The sequence below is a fragment of the Oscillospiraceae bacterium genome (assembly GCA_015065085.1).
Classification (GTDB): domain Bacteria; phylum Bacillota; class Clostridia; order Oscillospirales; family SIG627; genus SIG627.
Genome location: SVQW01000002.1, coordinates 56587 through 82446, shown reverse-complemented (window position 1 = coordinate 82446; position 25860 = coordinate 56587). Strand labels below are relative to the sequence as shown.

25 protein-coding genes are annotated in these 25860 nt (G+C 44.4%); 16 read left to right on the top strand and 9 right to left on the bottom strand.

Annotated features, from left to right (window positions below):
* Nucleotides 1-66: 66 nt before the first annotated feature.
* The 9 genes from E7588_02965 to E7588_02925 all read left to right on the top strand — a co-directional run bounded on the left by E7588_02965 (nt 67) and on the right by E7588_02925 (nt 10275).
* Nucleotides 67-249, top strand: coding sequence for a DUF951 domain-containing protein (locus E7588_02965; protein MBE6688223.1), 183 nt, complete (start codon nt 67-69; stop codon nt 247-249).
* Entirely contained in the window at nt 246-1316 is a 1071-nt protein-coding gene (locus tag E7588_02960; protein MBE6688222.1) for a peptide chain release factor 1, read from the top strand. Before E7588_02965 ends, E7588_02960 begins: the two co-directional genes overlap by 4 nt.
* A gap of 1 nt (nt 1317) precedes the next feature.
* Nucleotides 1318-2361 carry a threonylcarbamoyl-AMP synthase gene (locus tag E7588_02955; protein ID MBE6688221.1) on the top strand — a complete coding sequence of 348 codons (1044 nt, stop codon included), beginning with the start codon at nt 1318-1320 and terminating at the stop codon, nt 2359-2361.
* A complete protein-coding gene (locus E7588_02950; protein MBE6688220.1) occupies nt 2334-2951 on the top strand; it encodes a dephospho-CoA kinase in 618 nt (205 codons plus the stop codon). Before E7588_02955 ends, E7588_02950 begins: the two co-directional genes overlap by 28 nt.
* The gene (locus E7588_02945; GenBank protein ID MBE6688219.1) at nt 2902-3522 is read left to right on the top strand and encodes a lytic transglycosylase domain-containing protein; all 621 of its coding nucleotides are present in this window, start codon (nt 2902-2904) and stop codon (nt 3520-3522) included. Before E7588_02950 ends, E7588_02945 begins: the two co-directional genes overlap by 50 nt.
* Nucleotides 3515-4873 (top strand): aminopeptidase, encoded by a 1359-nt coding sequence (locus E7588_02940; protein MBE6688218.1) that lies wholly within the window; start codon nt 3515-3517, stop codon nt 4871-4873. Before E7588_02945 ends, E7588_02940 begins: the two co-directional genes overlap by 8 nt.
* A 16-nt stretch (nt 4874-4889) precedes the next feature.
* The gene (locus E7588_02935; protein ID MBE6688217.1) at nt 4890-6104 is read left to right on the top strand and encodes a U32 family peptidase; all 1215 of its coding nucleotides are present in this window, start codon (nt 4890-4892) and stop codon (nt 6102-6104) included.
* 18 nt (nt 6105-6122) lie between these two features.
* Nucleotides 6123-8498 (top strand): ATP-dependent DNA helicase, encoded by a 2376-nt coding sequence (locus E7588_02930; GenBank protein ID MBE6688216.1) that lies wholly within the window; start codon nt 6123-6125, stop codon nt 8496-8498.
* Nucleotides 8499-8562: 64 nt separating this feature from the next.
* On the top strand, nt 8563-10275 hold the full coding sequence (locus tag E7588_02925) for a helix-turn-helix domain-containing protein (GenBank protein MBE6688215.1): 1713 nt from the start codon (nt 8563-8565) through the stop codon (nt 10273-10275).
* Between the two features lie 65 nt (nt 10276-10340).
* Here the strand turns inward: E7588_02925 and E7588_02920 are convergent, their stop codons facing one another.
* The 9 genes from E7588_02920 to E7588_02880 are packed head-to-tail and all read right to left on the bottom strand — an operon-like array spanning nt 10341 to nt 17708.
* A complete protein-coding gene (locus tag E7588_02920; GenBank protein ID MBE6688214.1) occupies nt 10341-10976 on the bottom strand; it encodes a bifunctional phosphoribosyl-AMP cyclohydrolase/phosphoribosyl-ATP diphosphatase HisIE in 636 nt (211 codons plus the stop codon).
* 4 nt (nt 10977-10980) lie between these two features.
* Nucleotides 10981-11739 (bottom strand): imidazole glycerol phosphate synthase subunit HisF, encoded by a 759-nt coding sequence (gene hisF / locus E7588_02915; GenBank protein ID MBE6688213.1) that lies wholly within the window; start codon nt 11737-11739, stop codon nt 10981-10983.
* A gap of 10 nt (nt 11740-11749) precedes the next feature.
* Nucleotides 11750-12463, bottom strand: coding sequence for a 1-(5-phosphoribosyl)-5-[(5-phosphoribosylamino)methylideneamino]imidazole-4-carboxamide isomerase (hisA, locus tag E7588_02910; protein ID MBE6688212.1), 714 nt, complete (start codon nt 12461-12463; stop codon nt 11750-11752).
* Between the two features lie 12 nt (nt 12464-12475).
* Nucleotides 12476-13072: an imidazole glycerol phosphate synthase subunit HisH gene (gene hisH, locus E7588_02905; protein MBE6688211.1), complete on the bottom strand. Its 597-nt coding sequence runs from the start codon at nt 13070-13072 to the stop codon at nt 12476-12478.
* Between the two features lie 12 nt (nt 13073-13084).
* Entirely contained in the window at nt 13085-13675 is a 591-nt protein-coding gene (gene hisB / locus E7588_02900) for an imidazoleglycerol-phosphate dehydratase HisB (GenBank protein MBE6688210.1), read from the bottom strand.
* A gap of 10 nt (nt 13676-13685) precedes the next feature.
* The gene (locus tag E7588_02895) at nt 13686-14738 is read right to left on the bottom strand and encodes a histidinol-phosphate transaminase (GenBank protein MBE6688209.1); all 1053 of its coding nucleotides are present in this window, start codon (nt 14736-14738) and stop codon (nt 13686-13688) included.
* On the bottom strand, nt 14739-16025 hold the full coding sequence (hisD, locus tag E7588_02890; protein MBE6688208.1) for a histidinol dehydrogenase: 1287 nt from the start codon (nt 16023-16025) through the stop codon (nt 14739-14741).
* The gene (locus E7588_02885) at nt 16009-16629 is read right to left on the bottom strand and encodes an ATP phosphoribosyltransferase (protein MBE6688207.1); all 621 of its coding nucleotides are present in this window, start codon (nt 16627-16629) and stop codon (nt 16009-16011) included. The genes hisD and E7588_02885 overlap by 17 nt, the downstream gene beginning before the upstream one ends.
* Entirely contained in the window at nt 16626-17708 is a 1083-nt protein-coding gene (locus E7588_02880) for a hypothetical protein (protein ID MBE6688206.1), read from the bottom strand. Before E7588_02880 ends, E7588_02885 begins: the two co-directional genes overlap by 4 nt.
* A 429-nt stretch (nt 17709-18137) precedes the next feature.
* Between E7588_02880 and E7588_02875 the strand changes: the two genes are divergently transcribed.
* The 7 genes from E7588_02875 to E7588_02845 all read left to right on the top strand — a co-directional run bounded on the left by E7588_02875 (nt 18138) and on the right by E7588_02845 (nt 25853).
* The gene (locus E7588_02875; GenBank protein MBE6688205.1) at nt 18138-20774 is read left to right on the top strand and encodes an S-layer homology domain-containing protein; all 2637 of its coding nucleotides are present in this window, start codon (nt 18138-18140) and stop codon (nt 20772-20774) included.
* A gap of 171 nt (nt 20775-20945) precedes the next feature.
* The gene (locus E7588_02870; protein ID MBE6688204.1) at nt 20946-21965 is read left to right on the top strand and encodes a hypothetical protein; all 1020 of its coding nucleotides are present in this window, start codon (nt 20946-20948) and stop codon (nt 21963-21965) included.
* Nucleotides 21966-22010: 45 nt separating this feature from the next.
* On the top strand, nt 22011-22478 hold the full coding sequence (locus E7588_02865; GenBank protein ID MBE6688203.1) for a small multidrug export protein: 468 nt from the start codon (nt 22011-22013) through the stop codon (nt 22476-22478).
* A gap of 39 nt (nt 22479-22517) precedes the next feature.
* Entirely contained in the window at nt 22518-23384 is an 867-nt protein-coding gene (locus E7588_02860) for a hypothetical protein (protein ID MBE6688202.1), read from the top strand.
* 84 nt (nt 23385-23468) lie between these two features.
* Nucleotides 23469-24440 (top strand): class B sortase, encoded by a 972-nt coding sequence (gene srtB, locus E7588_02855; GenBank protein ID MBE6688201.1) that lies wholly within the window; start codon nt 23469-23471, stop codon nt 24438-24440.
* A gap of 396 nt (nt 24441-24836) precedes the next feature.
* Entirely contained in the window at nt 24837-25148 is a 312-nt protein-coding gene (gene rpsJ, locus E7588_02850; GenBank protein MBE6688200.1) for a 30S ribosomal protein S10, read from the top strand.
* Nucleotides 25149-25223: 75 nt separating this feature from the next.
* The gene (locus E7588_02845; protein MBE6688199.1) at nt 25224-25853 is read left to right on the top strand and encodes a 50S ribosomal protein L3; all 630 of its coding nucleotides are present in this window, start codon (nt 25224-25226) and stop codon (nt 25851-25853) included.
* Nucleotides 25854-25860 lie beyond the last annotated feature (7 nt).

Below are 25860 nucleotides of genomic sequence, written 5' to 3'. Positions count from 1 at the left end.
TCGTTTTTCTTGACTTATTTAAGGATTTGTTGTATAATATATAATGTAAAATTATGTTTTGGAGTGATATATGTGGAAGTGGGGGACAAGCTCCTTATGAAAAAGCCCCATCCCTGCGGCGGAAAGGAATTTGAGGTTCTCAGGGTGGGAAGCGATATAAAAATCAGATGTACTACGTGCGCACACGAGGTTGTCGTGCCCCGTGTTAAACTTGAAAAAAATATAAAATCTATAAAGGATAAATTATGATAAATAAGCTTAACGAAGTAGAAAAAAGATATGAAAAGCTGTCGGATGACCTTATGCTGCCGGAGATTATAAATGACCAGGAGCAGTATAAAAAGCTGATGCGGGAATATAAAGTGTTGACTCCTATAATTGAAAAATTTCGCGAATATAAAACAGCTGTTGCCAATGTGGAGCAGGCCAAGGAGCTTCTCGCTTCAAAGCCGGATGAGGACATGAAAGAGCTGTGCGAACTGGAAATAGCGGAAAACGAACCCCTCATAGAGAGCACTCTCGAGCAGTTGAAAATACTTCTTCTGCCCCGCGACCCCAATGACGATAATAACGTTATAATCGAAATACGCGGAGGTGCCGGCGGAGAAGAAGCTGCGCTGTTTTCCTATGTTCTTTACCGTATGTATAATATGTACGCCGACAGTGTGGGCTGGAAGACAGAAATAATTAACGAGAACCCCACCGAGCTGGGTGGCTTTAAGGAGGTTTCGTTCAGTATTATCGGAGAGGGTGCATATTCCAAGCTGAAATTTGAAAGCGGTGTTCACCGTGTACAGCGTGTGCCCGAAACCGAAACCCAGGGACGTATTCACACCTCTACGGTTACCGTTGCAGTACTTCCGGAGGTCGAGGATGTGGAGATAGAAATTAACCCCAATGACCTTGAAATCGAGGCTCACCGTGCCAGCGGCGCCGGCGGACAGCACGTAAACAAAACCGACTCTGCAATACGTATTCTGCATAAGCCCACGGGTATTATTGTAGAATGTCAGGATGAAAGAAGCCAGTACAAAAACCGCGACAAGGCAATGAAGGTGCTTCGCTCCAAGCTGTATGAGCAAAAGATGAAGGAGCAGACGGATGCTATTGCATCTCAGCGTAAAAGCCAAGTTGGAACGGGCGACAGAAGTGAGCGTATACGTACCTATAACTATCCCCAAGGACGCCTTACTGACCATCGCATCGGTCTTACACTGTATAATCTTGAAACTATTCTCAACGGCAAGCTTGACGAGGTGTTTGATGCACTTGCCACCGCTCAGAAAGCGGAAATGTTGAAATCGGGTGAATTTTAATTTGGAAACCAAGGTAGTAAAAATAGAAAATGAGAACTATGCTCCTCTCGACGAGGCGGCAGAAATAATAAAATCGGGCGGTCTTGTTGCCATGCCCACAGAAACGGTTTACGGACTGGGTGCAAACGGGCTTGATGCAGATGCTTGCCGACGTATTTTCGAAGCCAAGGGACGCCCTGGTGATAATCCGCTGATAATTCACATAGGCTGTATAGAGGATATAGAAAAATATACTGCCGTAAATACCTGCACCGATAAAGAACTTATATACGAACTGGCACGTGCCTTTATGCCGGGTCCCATAACAATGGTGCTTCCCAAGGCGGATATAATCCCTACTGAGGTAACCGCAGGGCTTGATACTGTTGCCGTTCGTTTTCCGTCCCATCCCGTTGCGGCACAGCTTATACGCAAAAGCGGTGTTCCGATAGCCGCTCCGTCGGCAAATCGCTCGGGAAGCCCCAGCCCTACATGTGCACATCACGTTATAGATGACATGGATGGCAGAATAGAAATGATAGTTGATGGCGGACAGTGCGAAATAGGGCTTGAATCTACGATAATCATGCCTAAAAACGGCGTGATAAAGCTTTTGCGCCCGGGCGCAGTGACGATGGAACAGCTCAGTGAGTTTGCCCCGGTTGAAGCAGATAAGGCGCTTACCGAGAAGATGAAGGAGGGTGAGAAACCCCTTGCTCCCGGAATGAAATACCGCCATTATGCTCCGCATGTACCGGTGGTTACCGTTTGCGGAAGTGATGAAAAGGTTATGGAATTTTTTGAAAGGAAGCTTTCTTCTTCCCGTGTTGCGGTTTTGTGCTTTGAGGAGCAAAAGAAAAGACTTGAAGCATTTTCGAACATATTTTCGCTTGGCCCCAAAGCCGATGTCAATACTCAGGCAAAACTGCTGTTTGAAAAGCTCAGAGAAATCGACCGCCATGATTTCGATGTTGTTTATGCAGTGGAGCCCTGCCGCAGCGGAGTGGGCTTTGCGGTCTACAACCGCCTTATAAAGGCATGCGGATACGAGGTGATATGCCTGTGAGGATAATAGGTCTTTGCGGAGGAAGCGGAGCAGGCAAGGGTCAGGTTTGCCGTGCTTTTGAACAGCTCGGAATACCCTCGGTGGATACGGATGCAGTTTCACGCACGGTCATGAAAAAAGGAAACGAATGCTACCGAGAGGTGGTTGAAGCTTTCGGAAAATCAATACTTGACGAAAATGGTGAGATAATACGAAAAAAGCTTGCCTCTGTCATATTTAACGATGCGCAAAAAAAGAGAATTCTTGAAGAAATAACCCACAAGCATATAATAAACTTTACGCTGGAAAGAATCGCGGAATTTGAAAATAAAGGTATTGAATATGCCATAGTCGATGCACCGCTTCTTTTTGAAAGCGGGCTTGACAGAATATGCTATAAAACAATAGCCGTTGTGGCAGATGAAGAAATACGCATAAGACGTATAATGGAGAGGGATAATATCACCCGTGAATTTGCCGTAAGCCGTATCATGAATCAGATAAGCTCCGACGAGCTTGTAAATAAGTGCGACTATGTGATATATAATAACTCCGACCTCGATGCTCTTGGTGAGGCTGTCAGAAGGATTGCACATGAAATTAAGATATAAAGCATTTTTCACGATTGTAATAATAGTGGTTTGCACAGTGGCAGCAGTGCATAATTACACCCAAACCGCTCTCGAAAACGAGAAAAACACATATCCGCTTAAATACACGGCGATTGTGGAAAAATATTCGCACAAATACGGCATTGAGCCATCTGTGGTCTATGCTACCATTCTGTGCGAGAGTGGTTTTGATGCAGATGCCGTGTCTCCCAAAAATGCCCTTGGATTGATGCAGATAACGCAGGATACTTTTGAGTGGCTGTGCACCAAAACGGGTGAAGACAGCGAAAGCCTTGACATTATGTCCCCGGAGGTGAATATACGCTACGGGACCCTTCTTTTGTCTATGCTTTACGAGGAGTTTGACGATGCGGATGTTGCCCATGCTGCATATAACGCAGGGCGCGCCAGAATAAAAAGCTGGATGAAAGATGAAAGATATTATAAGGACGGCGCGCTTTACCACATACCCTTTGAAGAAACGCGCAATTACGTGGGAAAAATTAAAAGGTCAATTGAAAAATACAGAAATATTCTGGAGGTAACAAAAAATGAGCGAGCTTATGTATAAAGCCAAAAGCGCCTATGAGGTGCTTTCGGAAGAAGAAATAAATAAAGCATATAACTTCTGCGAGGACTATAAAAAATTTCTAGACAGCAGTAAAACCGAACGTATGGCGACCGATACCGTTATTGCTATGGCAAAAAAGAACGGCTTTAATGAATTTGAATATGACAGAGAATACAAATCAGGCGACAAGGTATATTTCAATAACCGCGGTAAAGCCGTGATACTTGCGGTAATCGGCAAGAAGAGTGTTGATAACGGTGTGAACATTGCAGCGGCACACATAGACTGTCCGAGAATAGACCTAAAACCCAATCCGCTTTATGAGGATTCCGGTTTTGCCTTTTTCAAGACCCATTATTACGGCGGCATAAAAAAATATCAGTGGACGACAATTCCGCTTGCTCTTCATGGCGTGGTTAGCTGTCTTGACGGCAGACAGGTTGAAATCAGTATCGGAGAAGACGAAAACGACCCTGTTTTCTATATCAGTGACTTGCTTCCTCATCTCGGTACAAACCAAATGACTAAGCCCATGCATGAAGCCATTCCCGCCGAGACACTGAATATAATTTTGGGAACCCGTCCCACGGATAGTGACTCGGGCGAAAAGATTAAAGAAAATATAATGAAGCTCATAAACGAAAAATACGGTATCACCGAGCGCGATTTTACCTGTGCCGAAATAAGTGCGGTCCCCACCTTCAAGGCACGCGATGTAGGCTTTGACAGAAGTCTTATTGCCGCATACGGTCACGATGACCGCGTTTGTGCGTATCCTCAGCTTATGGCAATACTTGAAGCGGACATGCCCGAAAAGACACTTGTGAGCGTTTTTGCCGATAAGGAAGAAACGGGAAGTGACGGAAACACGGGACTCCAGTCCAATTTCCTTTATGACTTTATTGTGGAACTGGCAAACAGCCAAAAGGTCAATCCCCGAAAGGCCCTCAATAATTCCAAGTGTCTTTCTGCCGATGTAAATGCCTGCTTCGACCCCGACTACGCAGATGCATACGAAAAGCGTAACGCCGCATTTATCAATAACGGTGTCGTGCTTACAAAATACACAGGCTCACGCGGAAAAAGCGGTACCTCTGATGCCTCTGCCGAATATATCGGACAGGTTGCACGTGCCTTTGAAAAGGGCGGTGCACTGTGGCAGACTGCAGAGTTGGGTAAAACGGACCTGGGCGGCGGCGGAACGGTTGCAAAATATGTTGCCAACCTTAATGTTGACACGGTGGATATCGGTGTTGCGGTAGTTTCCATGCATGCGCCTTATGAGCTTGTGTCAAAAACCGATGTTTATATGACCTATAAAGCAGTAAAAGCATTCTTCGAATTTATATAACGCTATGGTAAACGAGATTAAAAAGCCGGAGATACTCTCTCCGGCAGGAAATTATGAAAAATTTGAATTTGCCGTAAGGTACGGTGCAGATGCGGTGTACCTTGCGGGTGACAGCTTTGGCATGCGTGCTGCGGCAGATAATTTTTCATTTGACGAAATGAAAGCCGCGGTAGCAAAAGCTCATCAGGCAGGTGTGAAGGTTTACGTCACCGTAAACACAATGCCGCGTAACAACGACATAGATAAACTGCCCGAATACCTTGAAAAGCTGGGTGAAATAAAGCCTGATGCTCTTATTGTTGCGGATCTGGGCGTATTCTGTCAGGTTAAGAAGTGCCTTCCCGATATTGATGTCCACATTTCAACTCAGGGGGCAAATTTTAATTATCAGTCCTGCCGTGCATGGCATGATATGGGTGCCAAACGCGTTGTTCTTGCAAGAGAACTGACTCTTGAGGAAATTGCCGAAATACGTGCCAAAACACCAAACACACTGGAGCTTGAGGCCTTTGTGCACGGTTCTATGTGTGTGTCTGTTTCGGGCAGATGCCTGCTGTCGGATTATTACACGGGACGCGGGGCAAACGAGGGTAAGTGTGCTCAGCCCTGCCGCTGGATATACCGATTTGCGGAGGAAAAGCGTCCCGAAAATATTCTTACCGGTGAAATTCATCCCGAGGGAACCTATATTTTCGGATCACGCGACATGTGCCTTGTGGAGCATATTCCCGAGCTTTATAAAGCCGGTATAAACAGCTTTAAGATAGAGGGCAGAATGAAGAGCGCTTACTACACAGCTGTTGTTACAAATGCTTATCGCATGGCAATGGATGACTGGGCGGAGGGCAGGGAGTTCAATCCTGCGATTCTCAGAGAGCTTGACAGCGTTTCCCACCGTGAATACTGCACGGGTTACTATTTCAATAATTCAATGCAAGAGCCTAACCTTGCTTCCACGGCAGGTTATCTTAAAGAAAAATCGTTCTTTGCCACTATCACGGATTACGATGCAGAAACAGGACTTGCAAAATGCTGTCAGAAGAACAAAATGCTTTATGGAGAAGCGGCACGTTTTCTCACCCCCGGCAAGACAGCTTGTGATATAACCATCGGCAGACTGTATGACAGCAAAATGAATCCCATAGAATCTACACCTCATCCCCAGATGGAGTTTTACATGGAACTCCCGTTTGCCGCGAGGGCAGGGGATATAATTACTTCTGCACAATAAAAGAAAGGATTGACTGTCGTGAAGCCTGTATTTTCCGATAAAGATACAAAGCCGAAGATTTCACTCAGTGTGCGTGAATTATGTGCTTTTGTCCTCAGAATGGGTGATGTGAAGAAAAGCGGCAGTCACTACGAGCTGATAAACGGTACGGCTGTCCACCGCATGATACAGCGGGAATGTCTTTTAAAGGACGAACAGTACAAGGCAGAGGTGCGTCTTTCGGCGACACTTGAATTCAGCGATTATATACTCGAAGTGGGCGGACGTGCCGACGGTGTTACCTTTGACGGCTTTGAATATACAGTTGACGAAATAAAGTCGGTCATATATCCTCTGGCACTTATAGATGAGCATTTTTCACGGCTTCATCTTGCACAGGCAAAGTGCTATGCCTATATGCTGATGAAGTCAAAAAAGCTTGATGTTATAAATGTTAAGCTTATATATTATCATGTAGAGGAAAACGAAATACGTACCTTCAATTATTCCTTTACGTCTTCTCAGATAACGGAGTTTTTTCACTCTCTGGTGCACTCTTACGGCAAATGGGCGCTTCTGGCGCTGGATATGCACAATAAGCGCACTATCGGAGTGAAACAGCTTCGTTTTCCTTTCAAAAAGGCAAGAGCAGGTCAGAGTGATCTTATGAAGGAGTGCTACACTGCCGTAACTCATAATTACAGTCTTTACGTAAATGCTCCCACAGGAATAGGCAAGACCATGTCTACCCTGTATCCCGCCGTTTTGAGCTTTAATAAAAACACCGATAAGATATTTTACCTTACAGCCAAAACATCTACTCAGTCGGTAGCGCGCGAGGCTTTAAAACTTATCGGCGGCGAGAATCCGTTTATTAAGTGCGTGACCATAAGCGCCAAGGGCAAAATGTGCATTTACCCCGGTGTAAAGGAAAAGGATTACCCCTGCGAAAGCTGTGAACGCGGAAACGGCTATTATGACCGTGTGAATGATGCCATATTTGATATAATAACAAACGAATGGATAATTACGGATGAAACGGTGCGTGAATACGCCGAAAAGCATAAGGTGTGTCCGTTCGAGTTTTCTCTTGACATTTCTGAGTGGTGCGATGTCATGATAGGGGATTATAACTATGTGTTCGACCCCCGTGCCGCTATACGCCGTCATAACGAAACGGGCGAAAAGTTTGTCCTTCTGGTGGACGAGGCTCATAACCTGGCGGACCGTGCACGTGAAATGTTTTCCGCAGAGCTGAAAAAATCATGGTTTGCAAAATTCAATAATACTTTTAAAGACAGCTTCCCTCAGCTTGACGATGTTATAAAAAAAATACAGGGCTACATCGACTCCCTTGTGGCAGACGCGGAGGAATACTCGGAATATGTCAGCTTTGATATGCCTGAGGCACTGTACCTGTGTGTCAACCGCTTTCACATGATGCTTTCGGAAGCAATGAAAAAGAACCGCGAGGTCTTTACCGGGCTGGAGAAAGAAAAATTCAACGAGCTTATAAGCCTTATGTTGGAATGCCGTCATTTTGTGAATACGGCGTTGCAGTACGACAAAAGCTGTGTGAGATATGTGGATGAGGATAAAAAAATCAGACTTTACTGCGTAAACCCTGGCGATCGTATCAAAAATGTGGTTAAAAACAGCGGAACCGCGGTGTTCTTTTCGGCAACACTCTTGCCATGGGAGTATTATCTGACAATGCTGGGATATGAGGATCACGACCTTAAATATGAGGTGCCTTCGCCGTTTTTGCAGGATAATTTCCTTATTATGTCCTATGGGCTTTCTACCAAATTCAATGACCGCGATGGTAATCTTACCGAGCTTGTTCGTGCGGTAAAAGCCGCCGTAAGCGTAAAAACCGGAAATTATCTTGTGTTTTTTCCTTCTTTTTCCTATATGGAAAAAGCATCGTCTATATACAGGATGATGTACCCGGATTCCGATTTTATCATGCAGAAGCGAAAAATGTCATCGGCAGAGCGCGAAATGTACATTTCGCTTTTCAAGGAATCACCCCAAAAAACATTGGTGGGTTTTGCGGTTATGGGAGGTATTTTTTCCGAGGGTATAGACCTTACGGGCGACCGATTGACGGGTGTTGTGATAATCGGTACGGGATTGCCGTCCCCCTGCGTTGAGCGCAGTGCCGTGTCAACATATTTCACCGAAAATGATGAAAACGGCTTTAATTACAGTTTCTTTTATCCCGGCATGAACCGGGTGTTTCAGGCGATGGGGCGTGTTATACGTACTGAAAACGACCGCGGTTTTGCACTTCTTGTTGATGAGCGCTTTATGTATGACGAAACAAAGGAAACATTTCCGCCATTCTGGCAGAATATTAAAAACGTTTCCGATCCCAAGGATATTTATCAAAAGCTGAAAGAGTTTTTATGACAATATCGTTATATTTTTTTACAAAATGTTGTTTTATACTGTAAAAAACTCATGAGGTGAAAAGATGTTTATAAGCGATAAAGAAAAACTGATTGAATTTTCCACTCCTTACCGTATATGGCAGGGGATTCCGTCAGTGGAAAGAACAAAAAGCGGAAGGCTTTTCTGTACGTTTTATTCCGGTATGCTGGATGAGCTTTGCGGAAATTACAGCGTTGTGATACAAAGTGACGATGACGGCGAAAACTGGACAGAGCCGGTGTGTGCCGCTTACGCGGGTGAAACTCACCGTTGCTTTGACCCCACTGTATGGATAGACCCGCTGGGAAGGCTGTGGTTTTTCTGGTGTCTGGGACATGAATTTGAAACCTATGCCGTTATATGCGAAGATCCCGATGCCGACGAGCTTAAATGGTCGGAGGAGTTTTTCGTTGGCTACGGTGTTATGCTCAATAAGCCTACCGTACTGTCCGGAGGAGAGTGGCTGTTCCCGATTTGTGTCTGGGATTACTGGTCGTATTGCTCACTGCTCAAAAAGCATATTTACCGTTCCGATGATTTTTGGGCCAAAGAAAACTTCAGAAATTCAGGCGCTAACGTACATATCAGTACAGACAACGGCAAAACCATAACATATCTTGGCGGATGCTCCAACATGCCGGGACGTTCATATGACGAAAGCATGATATTTGAAAAGAAAAACGGTGCACTTTGTATGCTTACGCGTACTACCACCGGTACGGGAATTACCGAATCGTACGACAGGGGTATCACCTGGGTGGACGGCAGGCGTTATTCCGTCCCCAATCCTTCAACGCGATTTCATGTAAGACGTCTTAATTCGGGCAGACTTCTTATGATAAACCATCATGAATATACCGGCAGGAATAATCTTACCGCAATGCTGTCTGAGGACGATGGCGCAACCTGGCCGTATAAGCTTCTTCTTGACGGACGCGATACTGTTTCTTATCCCGATGCCATTGAGGGCGAGGACGGTTGGATATATGTTATCTATGACCGCGAACGTGCCGCAGGTGTAAAGAAGGTCGAGGATGCTTATGACTTTGCACGCGAGATACTTATTGCAAAAATAAATGAGCAGGATATACTTTGCGGTGAATTTAAAACCGACGGCGGTTATACGCAGAAAATCGTTAATAAGCTGGGCAAATATGAGGGTGAGTGTGTATATTCCGAAACCAATGAGTTTATGGACAGCCAAAAGCTTGCCGACGAGCTTTCAGCTTATGATGATACCGACCGTATGCTCGCCGCAGTGTTTGCGTTTTATCCCATTTCCTGCCGTAATATGCACTGCGTCGATGTGAAGAAGATGGATGAATATATAGACAATATAAAGACCCGCAAGGGAAGTGTGCGCCAAAATCTCATTAACCTTGCCGAGCTTCTCAATAATGCCGATATATCTGCATCAGGCACACGCGAGGAACCACTTGTCGACCGTGTCATATCTTATATCCAGGAAAATATTACACAGGATACAGACATTTCCTCTATTGCACGTGAATTGAACGTCAGCACCTATTATCTGTGCCATGTTTTTAAGCGTAAAACCAAGCTTAGCATTATTGAATACAGAAACGTTTGCAGATTTTCCAAAGCTAAGAAGCTTCTTGTCACCACCGACGATAAGATAACGGATATAGCAATGCAGTGCGGATTCGGTGATTACAGCTTTTTCATCAAAAAATTCCGCCAGTCCGAAAGAATTTCCCCCACCGAATACCGCAGGCTTAACAAAATCGTTAAATAAAGAATATATAAATAAAAGCCAAACAGACATGCATTTTGCATGTCTGTTTGGCTTTTGATATATTATTATTTCATGGTTTCCTGTTTTACCTTTTTGTCCACAACATGACGGGAGGCAAGCTCGTTTTTGATGTCGTCAACAGTAATTCCCATTTCCACCATCAGCACAAGTACATGATATGCAAGGTCGGATATTTCGTAAATAGTTTCCTCCTTGCTGTCCTTCATGGCACCAATAATAACCTCGGTACATTCCTCACCGACTTTTTTGAGTATCTTTTCCTTGCCCTTTTCAAAAAGATATGTGGTGTAGGAGCCTTCTTTTTTCTCGGTTTTTCTGCCCTCGATAAGGCGGTAGAGAGCTTCAATGGAAAACTCACTCTGTGCATCGTCATTATAAATAAGATTGTTAAAACAACTGTCTGTACCGAGATGGCAAGCGGGTCCGTCCTTTATGACCTCTGCCACTAACGCATCGTTGTCACAATCGGAGGTGAGGCGTACAAGATGCTGTACGTTGCCGGAATGCTCACCCTTGCGCCACAATACCTGACGGCTTCTGGAGAAGAAGCAGGTGCGCTTTTCTTTGAGAGTTATTTCGAGGCTTTCCTTGTTCATGTAAGCTACGGTGAGTACCTTTTTTGTAATAAAATCCTGTACAACGCAGGGAATAAGGCCTTTTTCGTCAAATTTAAGTTCCATGTCACTAAATCCTCATTTCAATGTTATTGTTTTTAAGGTAATTCTTCAAATCCTTGATAGCTACCTGACGATAGTGGAATATTGAAGCGGCAAGACCTGCATCCACTCTGGGTACGGTTTTAAACAACGTATCAAAATGCTCCATATTTCCGGCACCGCCGCTTGCGATTATGGGGATATTTACTTTATCTCCGATGGCGCTCAGCATCTCAAGATCAAACCCGCCTTTTACACCGTCGGTATCAATGCTGTTGACAACCAATTCGCCTGCACCGTTTTTCTCGCCGAAAACGGCCCATTCCAGCGCATCTATGCCCGTGTTTTCACGTCCGCCCTTGGCAAAAACCGTGAATTTACCGTCCACTCGCTTCACATCCATGGAAAGAACAACGCACTGGTTACCGTACTTTTTTGCCGCCGCCGAAATAAGTGACGGGTCTTTTATCGCTCCTGAGTTTACACTGACCTTGTCCGCACCGCATTTTAGGACGCGGTCAAAGTCATCGGTGGTGTTTATACTTCCGCCTACCGTCAGCGGAATAAATATTTCGGACGCCACCTTTTTCAGCACATCCACAAACAGTCCGCGCCCTTCGTAGCTTGCGGTTATATCGTAAAAAACAAGCTCGTCTGCGCCGCTTGCGTTGTAGAATTTTGCAAGCTCTACGGGATCCTCTACGTCCTTTATGCCCTCAAAATTGGTTCCCTTGACTACTCTGCCGTTACGTACATCAAGGCAGGGGATAATTCTTTTTGTAATCATACCTGTTCCTTTATTTTGCCAGCTCAATAGCCTTGTCGAGCTGCAGTTTGTTTTCATATATTGCTTTGCCTACAATAGCACCGTAAATTCCCATATCCTTAAGCTGAGTGATTTCGCTTTCAAAGGAAATTCCGCCGGAAGCTACAATATCAAGGCCTTTTATAGTGCTCAGAGTTTTGTATACCTCAAGGTTTGTTCCGCTTAGCATTCCGTCCTTGGAAATGTCGGTGTAAATAACGGTTTTTACACCAACCTCTGCAAGTTTTTTACAGAAATCCACCGAATTCTGCCCGGAGGTTTCAAGCCAACCGCTTACGGCAACCTTTCCGTCGCGCGCGTCTACGCCGATGGCGATTTTTTCACCGTACTTTTCAACCATTCGGCAAGTAAAATCAAAATCCGCCACTGCAGCTGTTCCCAGAATAACACGGGAAACGCCCATGGAAAGATAGTCGCAAATCCGTTGCTCATTACGTATTCCGCCACCCACCTCGGTGAACAGACCACCCTCGGAAATAATTGCTTTCACTGCCTCGAAATTCGTGGGCTTACCGTCCTTTGCACCGTCCAGGTCAACAATATGCAGATACTCGGCACCCTTTGATTTGAAAAGTCTCACTATCTCACGGGGATCTTCGCTGTATGTATTCATGGCATTGTAGTCACCTTTTGAAAGACGCACAACATTGCCGAAGCGCAAGTCAATTGCGGGAAAAATTTTCATACCGTTCTCCTTTTACATTTCGCCGAAGGCTTTGAGAATGTTAAGTCCCACAGCTCCGCTTTTTTCGGGATGGAACTGTGTACCGCACACATTGCCGTTTCTGACTATACCCGTGACCTTCGTGCCGTAATCGGAGGATGCCACAAGGCTTTCTTCACAGTCCATTGCACAGTAGGAATGAACATAATAAACATAATCACCGTTTTTTATGTATTTAAGCAGAGGGTCGTCCTTTTCAAAATTCAGAGAATTCCAACCGATGTGCGGGATTTTCAGAGCAGTGGGAATAGGACGTATTTCTCCCTTTATAAGTCCCAGACCTTCATGCACGCCGTATTCAAAGCTTTTATCGAAAAGTAACTGCATTCCGAGGCAGATCCCGAAAAACGGCTTACCGCTCTTTGCCTGCTCTATCAAAAAATCATCCAGCCCGTCCTTTTTGAGAAGAGCACGTGCATCCGAAAAAGCACCTACACCGGGTAGGATTATTTTTTCTGCATTTTTAATGGTTTCACGGTCGTTGGTTATAACACAATCAAGCCCAAGGTGCTCCAAAGAAGAGGAGAGGGAAAACAGGTTGCCTACGCCGTAATCTATAATAGCTATCATATGATACCTTTCCTAAAATAATTTACCTTTTGTTGAAGGGATTTCACCTGCGGTGTCACTGTTTATTTTCAGTGCCGCGCTCAGTACACGCGCCACGGCCTTGAAAGCACCCTCAATAATGTGGTGGGTGTTCTTTCCGTCAAGCTGCTTTATGTGCAAAGAAATGGGAAAATTTCCCACCAACGCCGCAAAAAATTCGTTTACCAGCTCTGTGTCGAAATCACCGACTTTGCCGGCTTTCAATTCAAGTCCAAAGCCCAGATATGAACGTCCGCAAACATCCACTGCTGCAAGAATCAGCGCCTCGTCCATGGGGAGCACAATATCTGCATAGCGCGTTATGCCCGCACCGTCGCCTACACATTCTTTTAGAGCCTGACCGAGTGCTATACCGATATCCTCGGTGGTGTGGTGGAAATCCACATCCGTATCGCCCTTGCAGGATACATTAAGGTCAAAGCGTCCGTGCTTGGCAAAAAGTGTGAGCATGTGGTTGAGAAATCCGCATCCCGTGGAAATGGAGCTCTGTCCGCTTCCGTCCAGATTAAGCTCGATTTTTATATCTGTTTCGGCTGTTTTGCGCTGAATTGTTGAAGTTCTCATATTAGTCTCCTTAACTGAGTATTTCACGTGTGGCATCAATAAGTGCCTGCATCTGTTCTTCTGTGCCGATGGTGATGCGTACGAAGTTGCGTATTCTGTCACGGTTGAACCATCTTACAAGTATGCCGTGATCCTTAAGCTTTAGGTAGTAATCGTTTCCGCTTATTTTATTGCTACGGGCAAAAATGAAATTGGCTTTCGAGTCAAGAATATCAAAGCCAAGGTCGCTAAGCTCTTTTATCGCAAAAGCACGTGCCTGTTTGATAAGCTCCGTACATTTTTCAAAATATGCGCGGTCTTTCATAGACTCGGTACCCGCAATAATGGAAAGACGGTTGAGGTTGTAGGGGTTAAAGGAGAATTTCATTTTTCCAAGATCCTCTATAACCGACGGATTGGATACGGCGTATCCGATACGTGCGCCGGCAAGGTTTCTGGATTTGGAAAATGTACCTATAACCAGAAGGTTGTCGTATTTGTCAACCAGCTTTATTGCACTTTCTCCGCCGAAATCAACGTAAGCTTCGTCGATTACGACCAGATTTTCGCGGTTATTTATCAGAATTTCTTCGATTTTTGAAATGGGTAGTGTAAGTCCGGTAGGGGCGTTGGGATTTGCAATAAAAACTGTGCGTCCCAAGTTAAAATAATCCTCGGGCACAACCTCAAAATTATCAGAAAGGGGGATAACCTTGCTGTCAAGTCCGAAAAGCTCTGCATACACTTCGTAAAACCCGTAGGTTATATCGGCATAAGCTACGCCTTTTTCGCAAAATGCCATAAAGGAAAAGGCAAGAAGCTCATCTGAGCCGTTTCCCACAGCCACCATATTTTCTCTCACACCGAAATTTTCGGCAATCGCACTGATAAGTGTTGATGCCTGGGGGTCGGAATAGAGGTTTAATTCCGAAACCTTGTCGGAATTAATGGCTTTGATAACGCCGGGTGCAGGCGGAAAGGGACTTTCGTTGGTGTTAAGCTTTATATATTTTCTGTTCTGCGGCTGTTCGCCCGGGGTGTAGGGTGCCAGCGCAGAGAAAGCTGAGGATAAGAATTTACTCATTTATTTATTCTGCTCCTTGAATCTTATTGCAATGCTGTTTGCATGGGCATCCAGCCCCTCTCGGTGCGCAAAATCCACAATACGCTCCTGAACCTGTCCCAGTGCTTCCTTGGTGTAGTAAATGAAAGAGGATTTTTTGATAAAATCATCTACGGAAAGGGGAGAGGAAAAACGTGCCGTTCCGCTGGTGGGGAGCGTGTGGTTGGGACCTGCAAAATAGTCTCCCAGTGCCTCGGGAACATTTCTGCCGAGAAATACACTTCCTGCGTTTTTAACACTGTTGAGAAGCGCAAAGGGATCGTCGGTGCTTATCTCAAGGTGCTCGGGGGCAATGGCATTGCTGACATCGACGGCCTGAGCCAGGTCTTTGACAATGATGATTTTTCCGTTATTGTCTATTGAAGTACGGGCTATTTCCGCACGTGGGAGCAGAGGAATCTGTACCTCCAGCTCATTTTGAACTTTAACTGCAAAATCCATAGAATCGGTGATGAGTATTGCGCTGGAAAGACGGTCGTGCTCAGCCTGTGACAGCAGGTCTGCGGCAATGTGTGAAGCATTTCCCTTACCGTCGGCAATCACCAGTATTTCGCTGGGACCTGCCACCATATCAATGTTAACCGTACCGAAAACCATGCGCTTTGCAGTGGCAACGAAAATATTTCCGGGTCCTACTATGGTATCAACCTTTGGGATTGTCTCGGTTCCGTAAGCCAATGCCGCAATAGCCTGTGCGCCGCCGACTTTGAATATGCGGTCAACCCCCGCAACTTTTGCGGCTGTGAGTATGGCGGGTGCAATTTTGCCATCGCTGCCGGGCGGAGTAACCATTACAAGCTGGCTGACTCCCGCTATTTTTGCAGGAATGGAATTCATAAGCACACTGCTGGGGTAACTTGCAGTACCGCCTGGAACATAAAGTCCGGCTTTTTCTATGGGTATAATACGCTGACCCATAATCACGCCGTCCTTTTCGTTGACGACAAAGTTTTCGCGTTTCTGACGGCGATGATAATCATATATATTGGCCTTTGCCATTTCCAGAGTTTTTATGAATTCCGGCTCGGCACTGTTGTAGGCTTCGTCAATTTCTTCGCTTGTTACTTCAAGAAAAGAGAGCTTTGCTTTGTCGAATTTTTCGCAGTATTCAAAAAGTGCTTTGTCGCCGTTGGCACGTACGTTTTTGATTATGTCCTCAACGATATTTTCAACACTTCTGTCAAACTCGTTGTCGCGCTTGATGATGGAGGAAATATCCGTATCCTTTATGTCAAATATTTTTATCATTTATCTTACCTACCATGATATTGATTTCTTTTTCGTTGAATTTGTAGGAGCTTTTGTTGGCTATAAAACGCGCACTGCTGTATGCTATTTCGTCAAACACTCTCAGATTGTTCTCCACCAGTGTTGTTCCCGTTTCCACAATGTCCACGATGACATCCGAAAGTCCCAGAATAGGGGCAAGCTCTATCGAGCCGTTGAGCTTTATGATTTCTATCTCGCGGTTTTTGGAAAGATAGTAGCTCTTTGCCACATTGGGGTACTTTGTGGCAACTCTGAGTACGGCGCTTTTGTCCTCGGTGTAATTGTTGGGAGCAGCAACACACAGACGGCATTTTCCTAAGTTAAGGTCGCACAGCTCGTAAACATCGGGATTGGTCTCCAGAATGACGTCCTTCCCGACAACGCCTATATCCGCGGCACCGTGCTCCACGTATATGGCAACGTCGGACGGCTTTATAAGCAGGTATCTTACACCGTTTTCTTTGTTTTCAAAAACAAGCTTTCTGTTGTCCTCGTATATACTTTTGCAATCGTAGCCTATGGAGGAGAAAAGCTCATATACCTTGTCTCCCAGACGACCTTTTGGTAAAGCAATATTTATCATTTTCTCATATCCTCCGTACGCAGATATTCAACATTTTCGGGCAGATTTTCAAGTACAAGGACACTGCCTTTTTCAGAAAGCTCGGCGGTTTTAGCCCAAAGCTCGGCAAGGTCGGTGTTTTGGTTGTACAGGATAACAACATCTGTTTTGGCACCGCAATGTGCCTTGAAATAGCGGTCGAATTCATCAAAGTATACCGCAAATCCGATAGCACACAGCTTGCTTTTGCCCATCTTCTGCAGAAGGTTGTCATAACGTCCGCCTGAAAGCACAGCTTTTGGTACAGGTGCCACATATCCCTGGAAAATAATTCCGTTGTAGTAGCTCATATCGTTAATAATTGAAAAATCAAGACGCATTTTTGATGTGTTGGTGCCCAGAAGTGTTTCCAATTCGTCCAACGCGTTCTGCATGCGCTGATTGAGAACGTAAGCACGCGCTTTCTCAAGTGTCTTTGCAAAGCTGCCGCTTAAAGAAACAAGTATTCCCAGCTTTTTGGTGGTGTCGTCGGAAATTTCGTTCTCTTTGCAAGCCTTTTCAAGCTCATGAAGATTTTTTTTGGTGATGCACTTGACGAGAGTTGATTTGAGATTATCGTCCTGTACAAGCTCGTCCAGCATACCCATTACATAGCCCATATGGGAAACATCCAATATGTAGTCGTTATGGATTATTTCAAGGCTTTTTGCGGCAAGGTTCACGACTTCCAGAGTGGTGTACGGAGTGATATTTCCGATAACCTCAAGACCGGTCTGGTTTATTTCCTTGTATTCGCGTCCCTGCATGTTCATGCGGTAAACGTTTTCATTGTAATACAGCTTTTCGGTGACACTGCCTGCGGCATTGGTATTCTTTACGATGCTTAGCGTTACGTCGGGCTTGAGCGCCATAAGACGTCCGTTTGCGTCATTGAAAGCTATTATGTTATGACTTTGAAGAAAATTCATGTTTTCAACATAAAAACTGTATTCTTCAAATTTTGCCATTTTGAATTTCTTGTAACCTAAATTCTCATAAAGACTACGAAGCTTCAGAGCAACTTCTTCTTCTTTGCGCAATGTGTCAAGCGTTATGTTCATATAATATACCTCTGTGAAAATATATGGCTCAATAAATTATGAGAGAATTATACACCCAAATCACACTTTAGTCAAGTAATGTATTAACAAATTAAATTAATAAAGTGTTAATTTTAAATGTGCCTATATATTATACTATAAATAGGTAACAAAATCAATACGAAAACAGTAAAAACGATTAATTTGTAAAAATGCCCGAAAAGACATAAAAATGTAAAGTGATACTTGTAAAATCTGGTCGGTATATTTCAAAGCGATTACATGAAAATACAAAAACACGTTGTTTTTGTTCTGTACGTTACAGTTATACTACAAAAGGTCGAAATCCATTGACAAACGAATTGACTTGTGGTATCATATTCGCGTCGACAGGAAAACAACCCGAAACGACAATAAAAACATCATAAACATTTAGGAGGAACATATTACATGAAAAACTCAAAACGCATTATGGCAATGGTATTTGCTGTAATTATGGGCGCTTTAAGCATTTTTTCTGTATCGGCATTCAACGATGTAAGTGTTGAGCACGATGCATATGAAGCTATCAGCACCCTTACTGCGCTGGGAGTAATACACGGAAAAACCGAAACCGAATACGCTCCCGAAGATCTGGTGACCCGTGAAGAATTCGCGGCTCTCGTGTACAGACTTTATACCACATATTCCAATGAAGGCGGACAGAATCTCACCCCCTTCACCGACCTTACCGACCCTTTTTACAATACTATGATATCATGGTGCTATGACCAGGGCGTGGTAGACGGAACCACCCCAACCACCTTTGAGCCTTCCGAAAATATCATTTATCAGGATGCACTTACCATGGTGACAAGGCTTATCGGTTATAAGAATCTTTCATATCCCTTGGGTTACATAACCAAGGCACGCACCGTAGGACTTACCGAAGGTCTTGAGGGCATAGCGTTTGACAAGCTGCTTACCAGAGGAGAAATGGCGAAGATACTTTACAACGCACTGGAGGCGCCTAACGCACAGGAAGTAAAAGAGACCATCTACTTTGAAAACTTCCCCATAACCACCACAAGACCCTTCACCATTGCAGAAGACATCTATAACTTCAAAAAAATCACCTATCAGATAGTTGGTACAGAAAACTTCAATCTTGATGGTTACAACAAGTCCGGCGAAAAGAATGCTTATTACCTGGCGGAAGTAAACGCCAAGGGCGAGGTTTCAAATAAAGGCGTATATTACGACTTTGACGAGCTTGAAATAAGCGAGGATGTCGAATCTGATGACAATATTCTTGGATATCTGCGCGTTATGTCCAGAGGCAAAATCGGTGAAAAGAACTCGATTGTTCTTGGCTCCGTTATCACCTCCGCGCTCGACACCGAGTCCGAGCTTGAAGTGGCTTATGATGAGCCCGATAAGAACACCACCTCTTCTACAGACCTGAGAAATCCCGAGCTTATCTCCGTAAACGGTAAACATTACAATGTTCATGAAATTGTTTACACCGTTTCCGACAAGGGCGTTATCGCTCCCATCGCATCCGACAAGGACTTGTCCGAAGTATACCCCGTATTTTACAGTGGCAACGGCAAATACGCACAGCAGACAATTGACCTTGATAACGACGGCAAGGATGACATAGTTCTCATTTTTGAAATGTCCTTCAAGCAGATCAAGGATATTACCTCCAAGGGCGCATACATCCTCAGAGATCCCGATGCATCTCAGTCCGAAACCATTGACGAAGAAAACATTCTTCTCAACACTGAGGCTGAAGAAAAGGACTATGTACTGGTGTACAACAGAGGCGGCTTCACCGTAATCGAGGAAGTTGTTGAGCCTGAAATCACCAACGTAGCTTCTCGCCGCGGCACAGGTAAAAATACTAAGTACACCCTCGGCAACGGTATGGTGGTCACTTATGCTACTGCCAATAACCCTGTGAAGAATATTGACCATTCCGGTAAGTATCTCACTGTTGAATCTGCTGAAAAAGCAATATATGTTGTGAATGACAAGGTTCTTTACTCCACAGGCTCCGATGCTATCGGCTACAATCCTTACAGCTATGCGTTTATTATTAACGAGGGCGACAGCGAGGTAAGTGTTGATCCCGAGACCGGTGCTGTACAGAATGTTAATAATTTCATCGGCTTCATGAATGGCAAGGCGGTTACAATGCCCATTCATGAAAAGTATGAAATATCACTGTATATACACCGTGTTGTTACCATCACCGATGCTATTGACGGTAAATACGTTCTTTATCCAGAAATAATTGTCAAGGATGAGGAACATGAAATCAAGGTTAACGGAAATCTTGAATATGACCGTTACACCGGACTTTACAAGATTGACGGTAAATATATCAATCTGGACGAAAACTCCGAGGTGTATGTAGCTAAGTTCTCTCCCGAGGGCGAGTATGAAAGCGTAAAGCGTTACACCAAGGTTAACATGCCCGAAAATGCTTCCGGCAAGCTTCAATCCGCTGTTCTCCGCAAGAACGAAAACAGCTCTGTTTACACTCTTGTTGTTGCTTACCTTACCAACGGCGACGATTTTGCAGGTTCTACCCAGTACACCGGTAACAGAATAGTTCTTTCTCATGGAACGGTTCTTGATAACGGTAAGACCTACAAGACTTACGATGTTCTTAACGTGTTCACCGGTACTATTGAAACAATTACCGATGCATATGTTGCGGTGGATGACGAGTTCTTTGCAATAGGTTCTGTTGTACGTCAGGCTGCAAACGGTTCCATTACTCTGGTATCCGATGCAGACCAGAAGTTTGAAAGCCTTAACAATGCAACCGCAGCAGGTCTCGCAACAATCGGCGAAAACGGCGTGTACGACGGTAACGTAGTATTCATCGACGGTGCCGAAAGAAGTGTTACCATAGGCAACACTCCCATATTCAAGCTTTCTATTGATGAAAACGAAGAATATGTTGTTGAACAGGTTGATGCAGAGGAAATGCAGGGACAGACGATCCGTACCTACACTTCTTCTTCCAATAACTACAAGATGTACTACGCGGTAATTCTTCCCGAAGAATGGTTCGAGGTGCAGGAAACCGCATAAATAATCAGATATAAAAAAGGCTCCGTAAGGAGCCTTTTTTGTACCTGAATATCAGAAAAATTACGGTAAAACCTTGACTTCGGGGCAATGTTGTGATATTATTAATATAGAATTTTGCGGTATTTTATTGACAGCCGTATTTCCATTTTTTATTTTCAAGGAGAAAGTGTTATGAAGAATTACAATCCTTCAACCTTCCACAAGGAGTTAATAAAAACCATCACTCCCGAATTCACGTATAATGACGGTTGTGATTATGCCGAATGGCGTGAAAAGGTAAAGAATAAATATGCCGAAATAATCAAAAAGCCTGCCAAAACTATTGACGCTAAACCTGAGATAGAATATACCGAGGACAAGGAAACTTATACCGAAATCCGCTATTCCTTTGAAAGTGAGCCCGGCTATTTTGTGCCCTGCCATTTGCTTATTCCCAAGGCGGCTAAAAAGCCCTGCCCTGTGGTTATCTGTTTGCAGGGGCATTCCACGGGTATGCATATTTCTCTGGGTATAGCCAAATATCCCGGTGATGAAGCTAAAATTTCCGGTGGCGACCGTGATTTTGCCATCCGTGCCGTGAAAGAAGGCTATGCTGCGCTTGTCATGGAACAGCGAGCATTCGGTGAGTGCGAAAGCGATAAAAAAGATCATGAATTGGGAAGATGCCATCTGATAGCCATGCAGGCTATTCTCGTGGGCAGAACGGTTATCGGAGAGCGCGCGTTGGATATTTCTCAAGCAATTGATACTCTTTATTATTTTGAACAGCTTGATACCGACCGTATTGCCTGCATGGGTAACTCGGGCGGCGGAACTGCAACATATTACGCAAGCTGTACAGAGGACAGGATAAAGGCTGTAATGCCCTCGTGCGCGTTCTGTACACTGGAGGCTTCTATTTACTCTATTGCCCATTGCCCATGTAATTTAATGCCGGATCAGTATAAATACTTTGAAATGCAGGATCTTGCCTGCCTTCTTGCGCCCAAAAAGCTCATAATCGTAAATGGTGCAAAGGATGAGATATTCCCGCTTGATGCGGCAAATAAGGCTTACGAAACGGTTGAAAAAATATATGCCGCGGCAGGAGTTCCCGACAACTGTGCTCATGTTATCGGTTCGGAGGGACATCGATTCTATGCCGACGATGCGTGGCCTGTATTTAAAAAGCTTACCGGCTGGATAGACTGATTTTTAAAAGGGTGATGTCACTTTGATGACATCATAAGGTGTGAAATGCTTAATTTGAAAAATGCCGCCATACTTTTTGGCATATCTATGGTGCCGGTAATAGAGCTGAGAGGTGCTATACCTGTCGCGGCGACTATGGGTGTGAATCCGGTGATAGCACTTATTATTTGTATAATCGGAAATATGCTCCCTGTGCCGTTTATTATGCTTTTTGGGCGCAGGATCATTTCTTGGCTTCAGACGACGAGGCTTTTGGGTGAGACAGCTACCAAATACGAAAAGCGTTTGGCTGAAAAAGCCGATAAGATAATGGGTTATGCCATAATCGGACTCATAACCTTTGTTGCTATACCTGCGCCCGGCACCGGAGCGTGGTCGGGTGCTGTTATTGCTACGCTTCTCAATATGCGCCTCAAAATTGCCGTTCCCGCAATATTCCTCGGCGTTGTTCTGGCGGGACTTATTATGACATTTGGCTCGTACATTGTTGCGTGGGCTGTGGGGAGCTTCTAGAGGCGTCCCGGAAATACTCGAATATTGAGGTGTATAAAAATGGATTACAAGGTTTTGTTTGAAAGAATATCTCTGCCGGAAGAGGCTGTTGTGCTTTTTTGGGAAATGGAAGCAAAGAAAAATTCCGATCCTCTCTTGAAGGAGGAAATTGCAAAACTGTTGGTGCTTCACGGCGAGGACTTTGAAACGTGCCACAAAAATGCGGTTGCGCTCGCCGAAAAACTTGAAATGCCGTCTTGTTCCTTCCTATTATATATACAGCTTCTTTTGTGCGAAAAAGCATATGATGTGTACATGAAAAACGGATGGGATATGGATGTGTACTACGACAGCATGTCTGATATTTGTGTGCGTATTATGCGCAACTACAAGGAAAAGAAATCCGAGGTTGTCGGAATAGATAATTTTCAATGGCTTTCCGGTTTTGTAAGACCCAATCCCATATATTTCAAATTCGGCCGTCTTGAATATGAGACATTTGAAATAAAGACCGATTTTGAGTATAACGGCGTTCAATACAAAAACGGTCAAAAGGCAATGACAATACATATTCCGTCGTATCTCAAATTCACTCATGAGGCATGTCTCGAATCCTATGAAAAGGCGAAGATATTCTTCGACAAATCTTTGGGACTCAAGGATATACCCATAATCTGCAACAGCTGGATGATACACCCAAATCTGCAGGAACTGCTTCCCGCAGATTCTGCTATTGCAAAGTTCGGACGCGATTTTTATATTTACGGAGTTACGAATGAGCCTGCGGCGCCTATTCAGTGGGTATTCGGACCCTACAAGGAAAAACCCGACGACTATCCGCAGAACACCACGCTCCAAAAAAATCTTGTGAAGTGGATAAAAGCCGGTAAACCCGTGGGCAGGGGGATAGGCATTTTAAAATATTAAAAATATCTTTAAAAATTCTGTATTGAAAAAATGCCTGCTTTGCAATAAAATAATATTGTAGATTTATCGAAAGGTGTGAGGCTTGTGTCGGCAAATAAAAGAAACCGCAATGCAGTGATTGACGAAAATGCTTTTGCGCTGTCACTGGAACAGCTCGCGCCTGAGGATATATCGAGCGAGCAATCTGAAAGCGAGAAAACTGATATTGCAAATATTCTGCGTAAGTCGATTATGTTTATTTGCGTTGCGGTTTTCGCGTACAGTGCGTGGCTTATGGCGGATCAGCTCACTTCAAAGGTGCGTGCAAATAACGCATATGAGGACATACGCGACTTGTTTTATGATAATAGCGGTATTGCGCCCGATGGTGCATTGGTAACATCGCTCCAGAGTCCTGTTGTTTCTCCCATTACCGGCAATGTGTATGATGACGGCGGAAGTGAAACCGTGGATGAACAGTTTTTGATACGAAGCAAGCTTAATACACTTAAATCCATCAACCAGGACGTTTACGGCTGGATAAAAATTGACGGCACAAGGGTTGACTATCCTGTTGTGCAAGGGGTTGATAATGATTATTATCTGCATTACACCTTTGCGAAGCAGTATATGTACTCGGGCGCGCTGTTTGTTGATTGTGCAAATTCCAAAAAGCTTACCGATAATTATAATACCGTTATTTATGGTCATAATATGACCGATGGCTCGATGTTCCACACACTGTTCAATTTCAGAGATAAAAAATTCTTTGAAAACGGTCTTGTGGAAATAACCACTGATGATGGACTTCATATATATGAGATATTTTCAGCACATGTTGTACATGAAACCGACCCGTATTTTGTCACAACATTTGAAAACGAGGAGGCTTTTATTGCCTTTGCAAATTCCATGCAGGATCAGTCGATATTCACCAAAAAACTGACCTTTACGCCTTATGACAGGATACTGACACTCAGTACATGTACAAATATCCGGGATTATGAAAGATTTGCGGTACATGCAAAACTTATATATCCCAAGATGGAACCGCCGGAAGAAGCGAAAAATCAGTAAAAATAATTGTAAATATTTTGTTAAAAAGCAATCGTTCGTATTGCTTTTTTTCTCTATATATAGTATAATAATCAGGCTTGATGTGCGATGAAGCGGGAGGTTGCTGCTGAAATATGCAGGTAATTTCCGCAGAGTATGTCCGAAAAACCGGGCGACAGCAGAACTTAGCTGAACACAAAATATTTTTTTGTTTGGATAACCCGTGGGCGTGCCCGCGCGGTTCCTTATGCAATTTTATATTTGTGTACCCGAATTTTAAGGAAACTTAAAGTTCGGTTTTGTAATAGGGTGGTATGAAACACCCGGATGCGTTGTTCAGAATTTTCTGTGTCCCCAACAAATATCTGCATAGCTCCGCCACGAGGGCGTGCAGCAATTTTTGAAGGAGGCAAAACTATGGCAAAGCAGAAAATCAGAGTAAGACTCAAGGCTTACGACCACACACTTATCGACCAGTCTTCCGAGAAGATAGTTGAAACTGCTAAGCGTTTCGGCGCTAAGGTTTCCGGTCCCATTCCGCTCCCGACCGACAAGGAAATTATCACCATTCTCAGAGCTGTCCATAAGTATAAAGACTCTCGTGAGCAATTTGAGTATCGTACTCACAAGAGACTGATTGACATCATCAATCCTTCCAAAGAAGCGGTTGATGCACTCATGGGTCTCGAGCTTCCCGCCGGCGTTGATCTTGAAATCAAGATGGACTAAAAGCGATCGAAGCAAATTCACGGTCACGTTGAGCCAAGTACTCAACCAATAACTGTTTAGGAGGATTTTTTAACCATGAAAAAAGCAATTATCGGCAAAAAACTCGGTATGACACAGCTTTTCGGCGACAATGGTCAGGTTATTCCCGTTACCATTATTCAGGCCGGTCCCTGTGTTGTAACACAGAAGAAGACAGTAGAAACCGACGGTTACTCTTCTGTTCAGCTCGGCTTCATCGATGTAGCTGAGAAAAAGGTCACCAAGCCCCTGGCAGGTCACTTCAAGAAAGCTAATATCGCTTGCAAGAAGCACCTCAAGGAATTCAGACTTGACGACGCCGCTTCCATGAATGTTGGCGACGAAGTAAAGGCTGACGCATTCGCAGCGGGCGAGGCTGTTGACGTAATCGGTATCTCCAAAGGTCACGGTTACACCGGTGCCATCAAGAGATGGAACCTTCACAGACTCCGTATGACTCACGGTACAGGTCCTGTTCACCGTCAGTCCGGTTCTATGGGTGTTATCGACCCCGCCAGAATCTTCAAGAACAAGAAGATGGCAGGTCAGTATGGTAACGAGCAGATTACCGTTCTCAACCTCGATGTAGTTAAGGTAGATGCAGAAAAGAACCTTATCGCCGTTAAGGGCGCCGTTCCCGGTGCTAAGGGCGGTATCGTGTTCATTCGCAATACCGTAAAGGCTTAATGACAGA

Coding starts and splice junctions, on each gene's coding strand:
- E7588_02925 (MBE6688215.1), top strand. CDS start 8,563: ATGTTTATAAGCGATAAAGAAAAACTGATTGAATTTTCCACTCCTTAC.
- hisB (MBE6688210.1), bottom strand. CDS start 13,675: ATGAGAACTTCAACAATTCAGCGCAAAACAGCCGAAACAGATATAAAA.
- E7588_02960 (MBE6688222.1), top strand. CDS start 246: ATGATAAATAAGCTTAACGAAGTAGAAAAAAGATATGAAAAGCTGTCG.
- E7588_02860 (MBE6688202.1), top strand. CDS start 22,518: ATGGATTACAAGGTTTTGTTTGAAAGAATATCTCTGCCGGAAGAGGCT.
- E7588_02845 (MBE6688199.1), top strand. CDS start 25,224: ATGAAAAAAGCAATTATCGGCAAAAAACTCGGTATGACACAGCTTTTC.
- E7588_02920 (MBE6688214.1), bottom strand. CDS start 10,976: ATGGAACTTAAATTTGACGAAAAAGGCCTTATTCCCTGCGTTGTACAG.
- E7588_02865 (MBE6688203.1), top strand. CDS start 22,011: ATGCTTAATTTGAAAAATGCCGCCATACTTTTTGGCATATCTATGGTG.
- hisD (MBE6688208.1), bottom strand. CDS start 16,025: ATGATAAAAATATTTGACATAAAGGATACGGATATTTCCTCCATCATC.
- hisA (MBE6688212.1), bottom strand. CDS start 12,463: ATGAAAATTTTTCCCGCAATTGACTTGCGCTTCGGCAATGTTGTGCGT.
- hisF (MBE6688213.1), bottom strand. CDS start 11,739: ATGATTACAAAAAGAATTATCCCCTGCCTTGATGTACGTAACGGCAGA.
- E7588_02950 (MBE6688220.1), top strand. CDS start 2,334: ATGCGGATACGAGGTGATATGCCTGTGAGGATAATAGGTCTTTGCGGA.
- E7588_02875 (MBE6688205.1), top strand. CDS start 18,138: ATGAAAAACTCAAAACGCATTATGGCAATGGTATTTGCTGTAATTATG.
- E7588_02870 (MBE6688204.1), top strand. CDS start 20,946: ATGAAGAATTACAATCCTTCAACCTTCCACAAGGAGTTAATAAAAACC.
- E7588_02945 (MBE6688219.1), top strand. CDS start 2,902: ATGCTCTTGGTGAGGCTGTCAGAAGGATTGCACATGAAATTAAGATAT.
- E7588_02940 (MBE6688218.1), top strand. CDS start 3,515: ATGTATAAAGCCAAAAGCGCCTATGAGGTGCTTTCGGAAGAAGAAATA.
- E7588_02885 (MBE6688207.1), bottom strand. CDS start 16,629: ATGATAAATATTGCTTTACCAAAAGGTCGTCTGGGAGACAAGGTATAT.
- hisH (MBE6688211.1), bottom strand. CDS start 13,072: ATGATAGCTATTATAGATTACGGCGTAGGCAACCTGTTTTCCCTCTCC.
- E7588_02895 (MBE6688209.1), bottom strand. CDS start 14,738: ATGAGTAAATTCTTATCCTCAGCTTTCTCTGCGCTGGCACCCTACACC.
- rpsJ (MBE6688200.1), top strand. CDS start 24,837: ATGGCAAAGCAGAAAATCAGAGTAAGACTCAAGGCTTACGACCACACA.
- E7588_02880 (MBE6688206.1), bottom strand. CDS start 17,708: ATGAACATAACGCTTGACACATTGCGCAAAGAAGAAGAAGTTGCTCTG.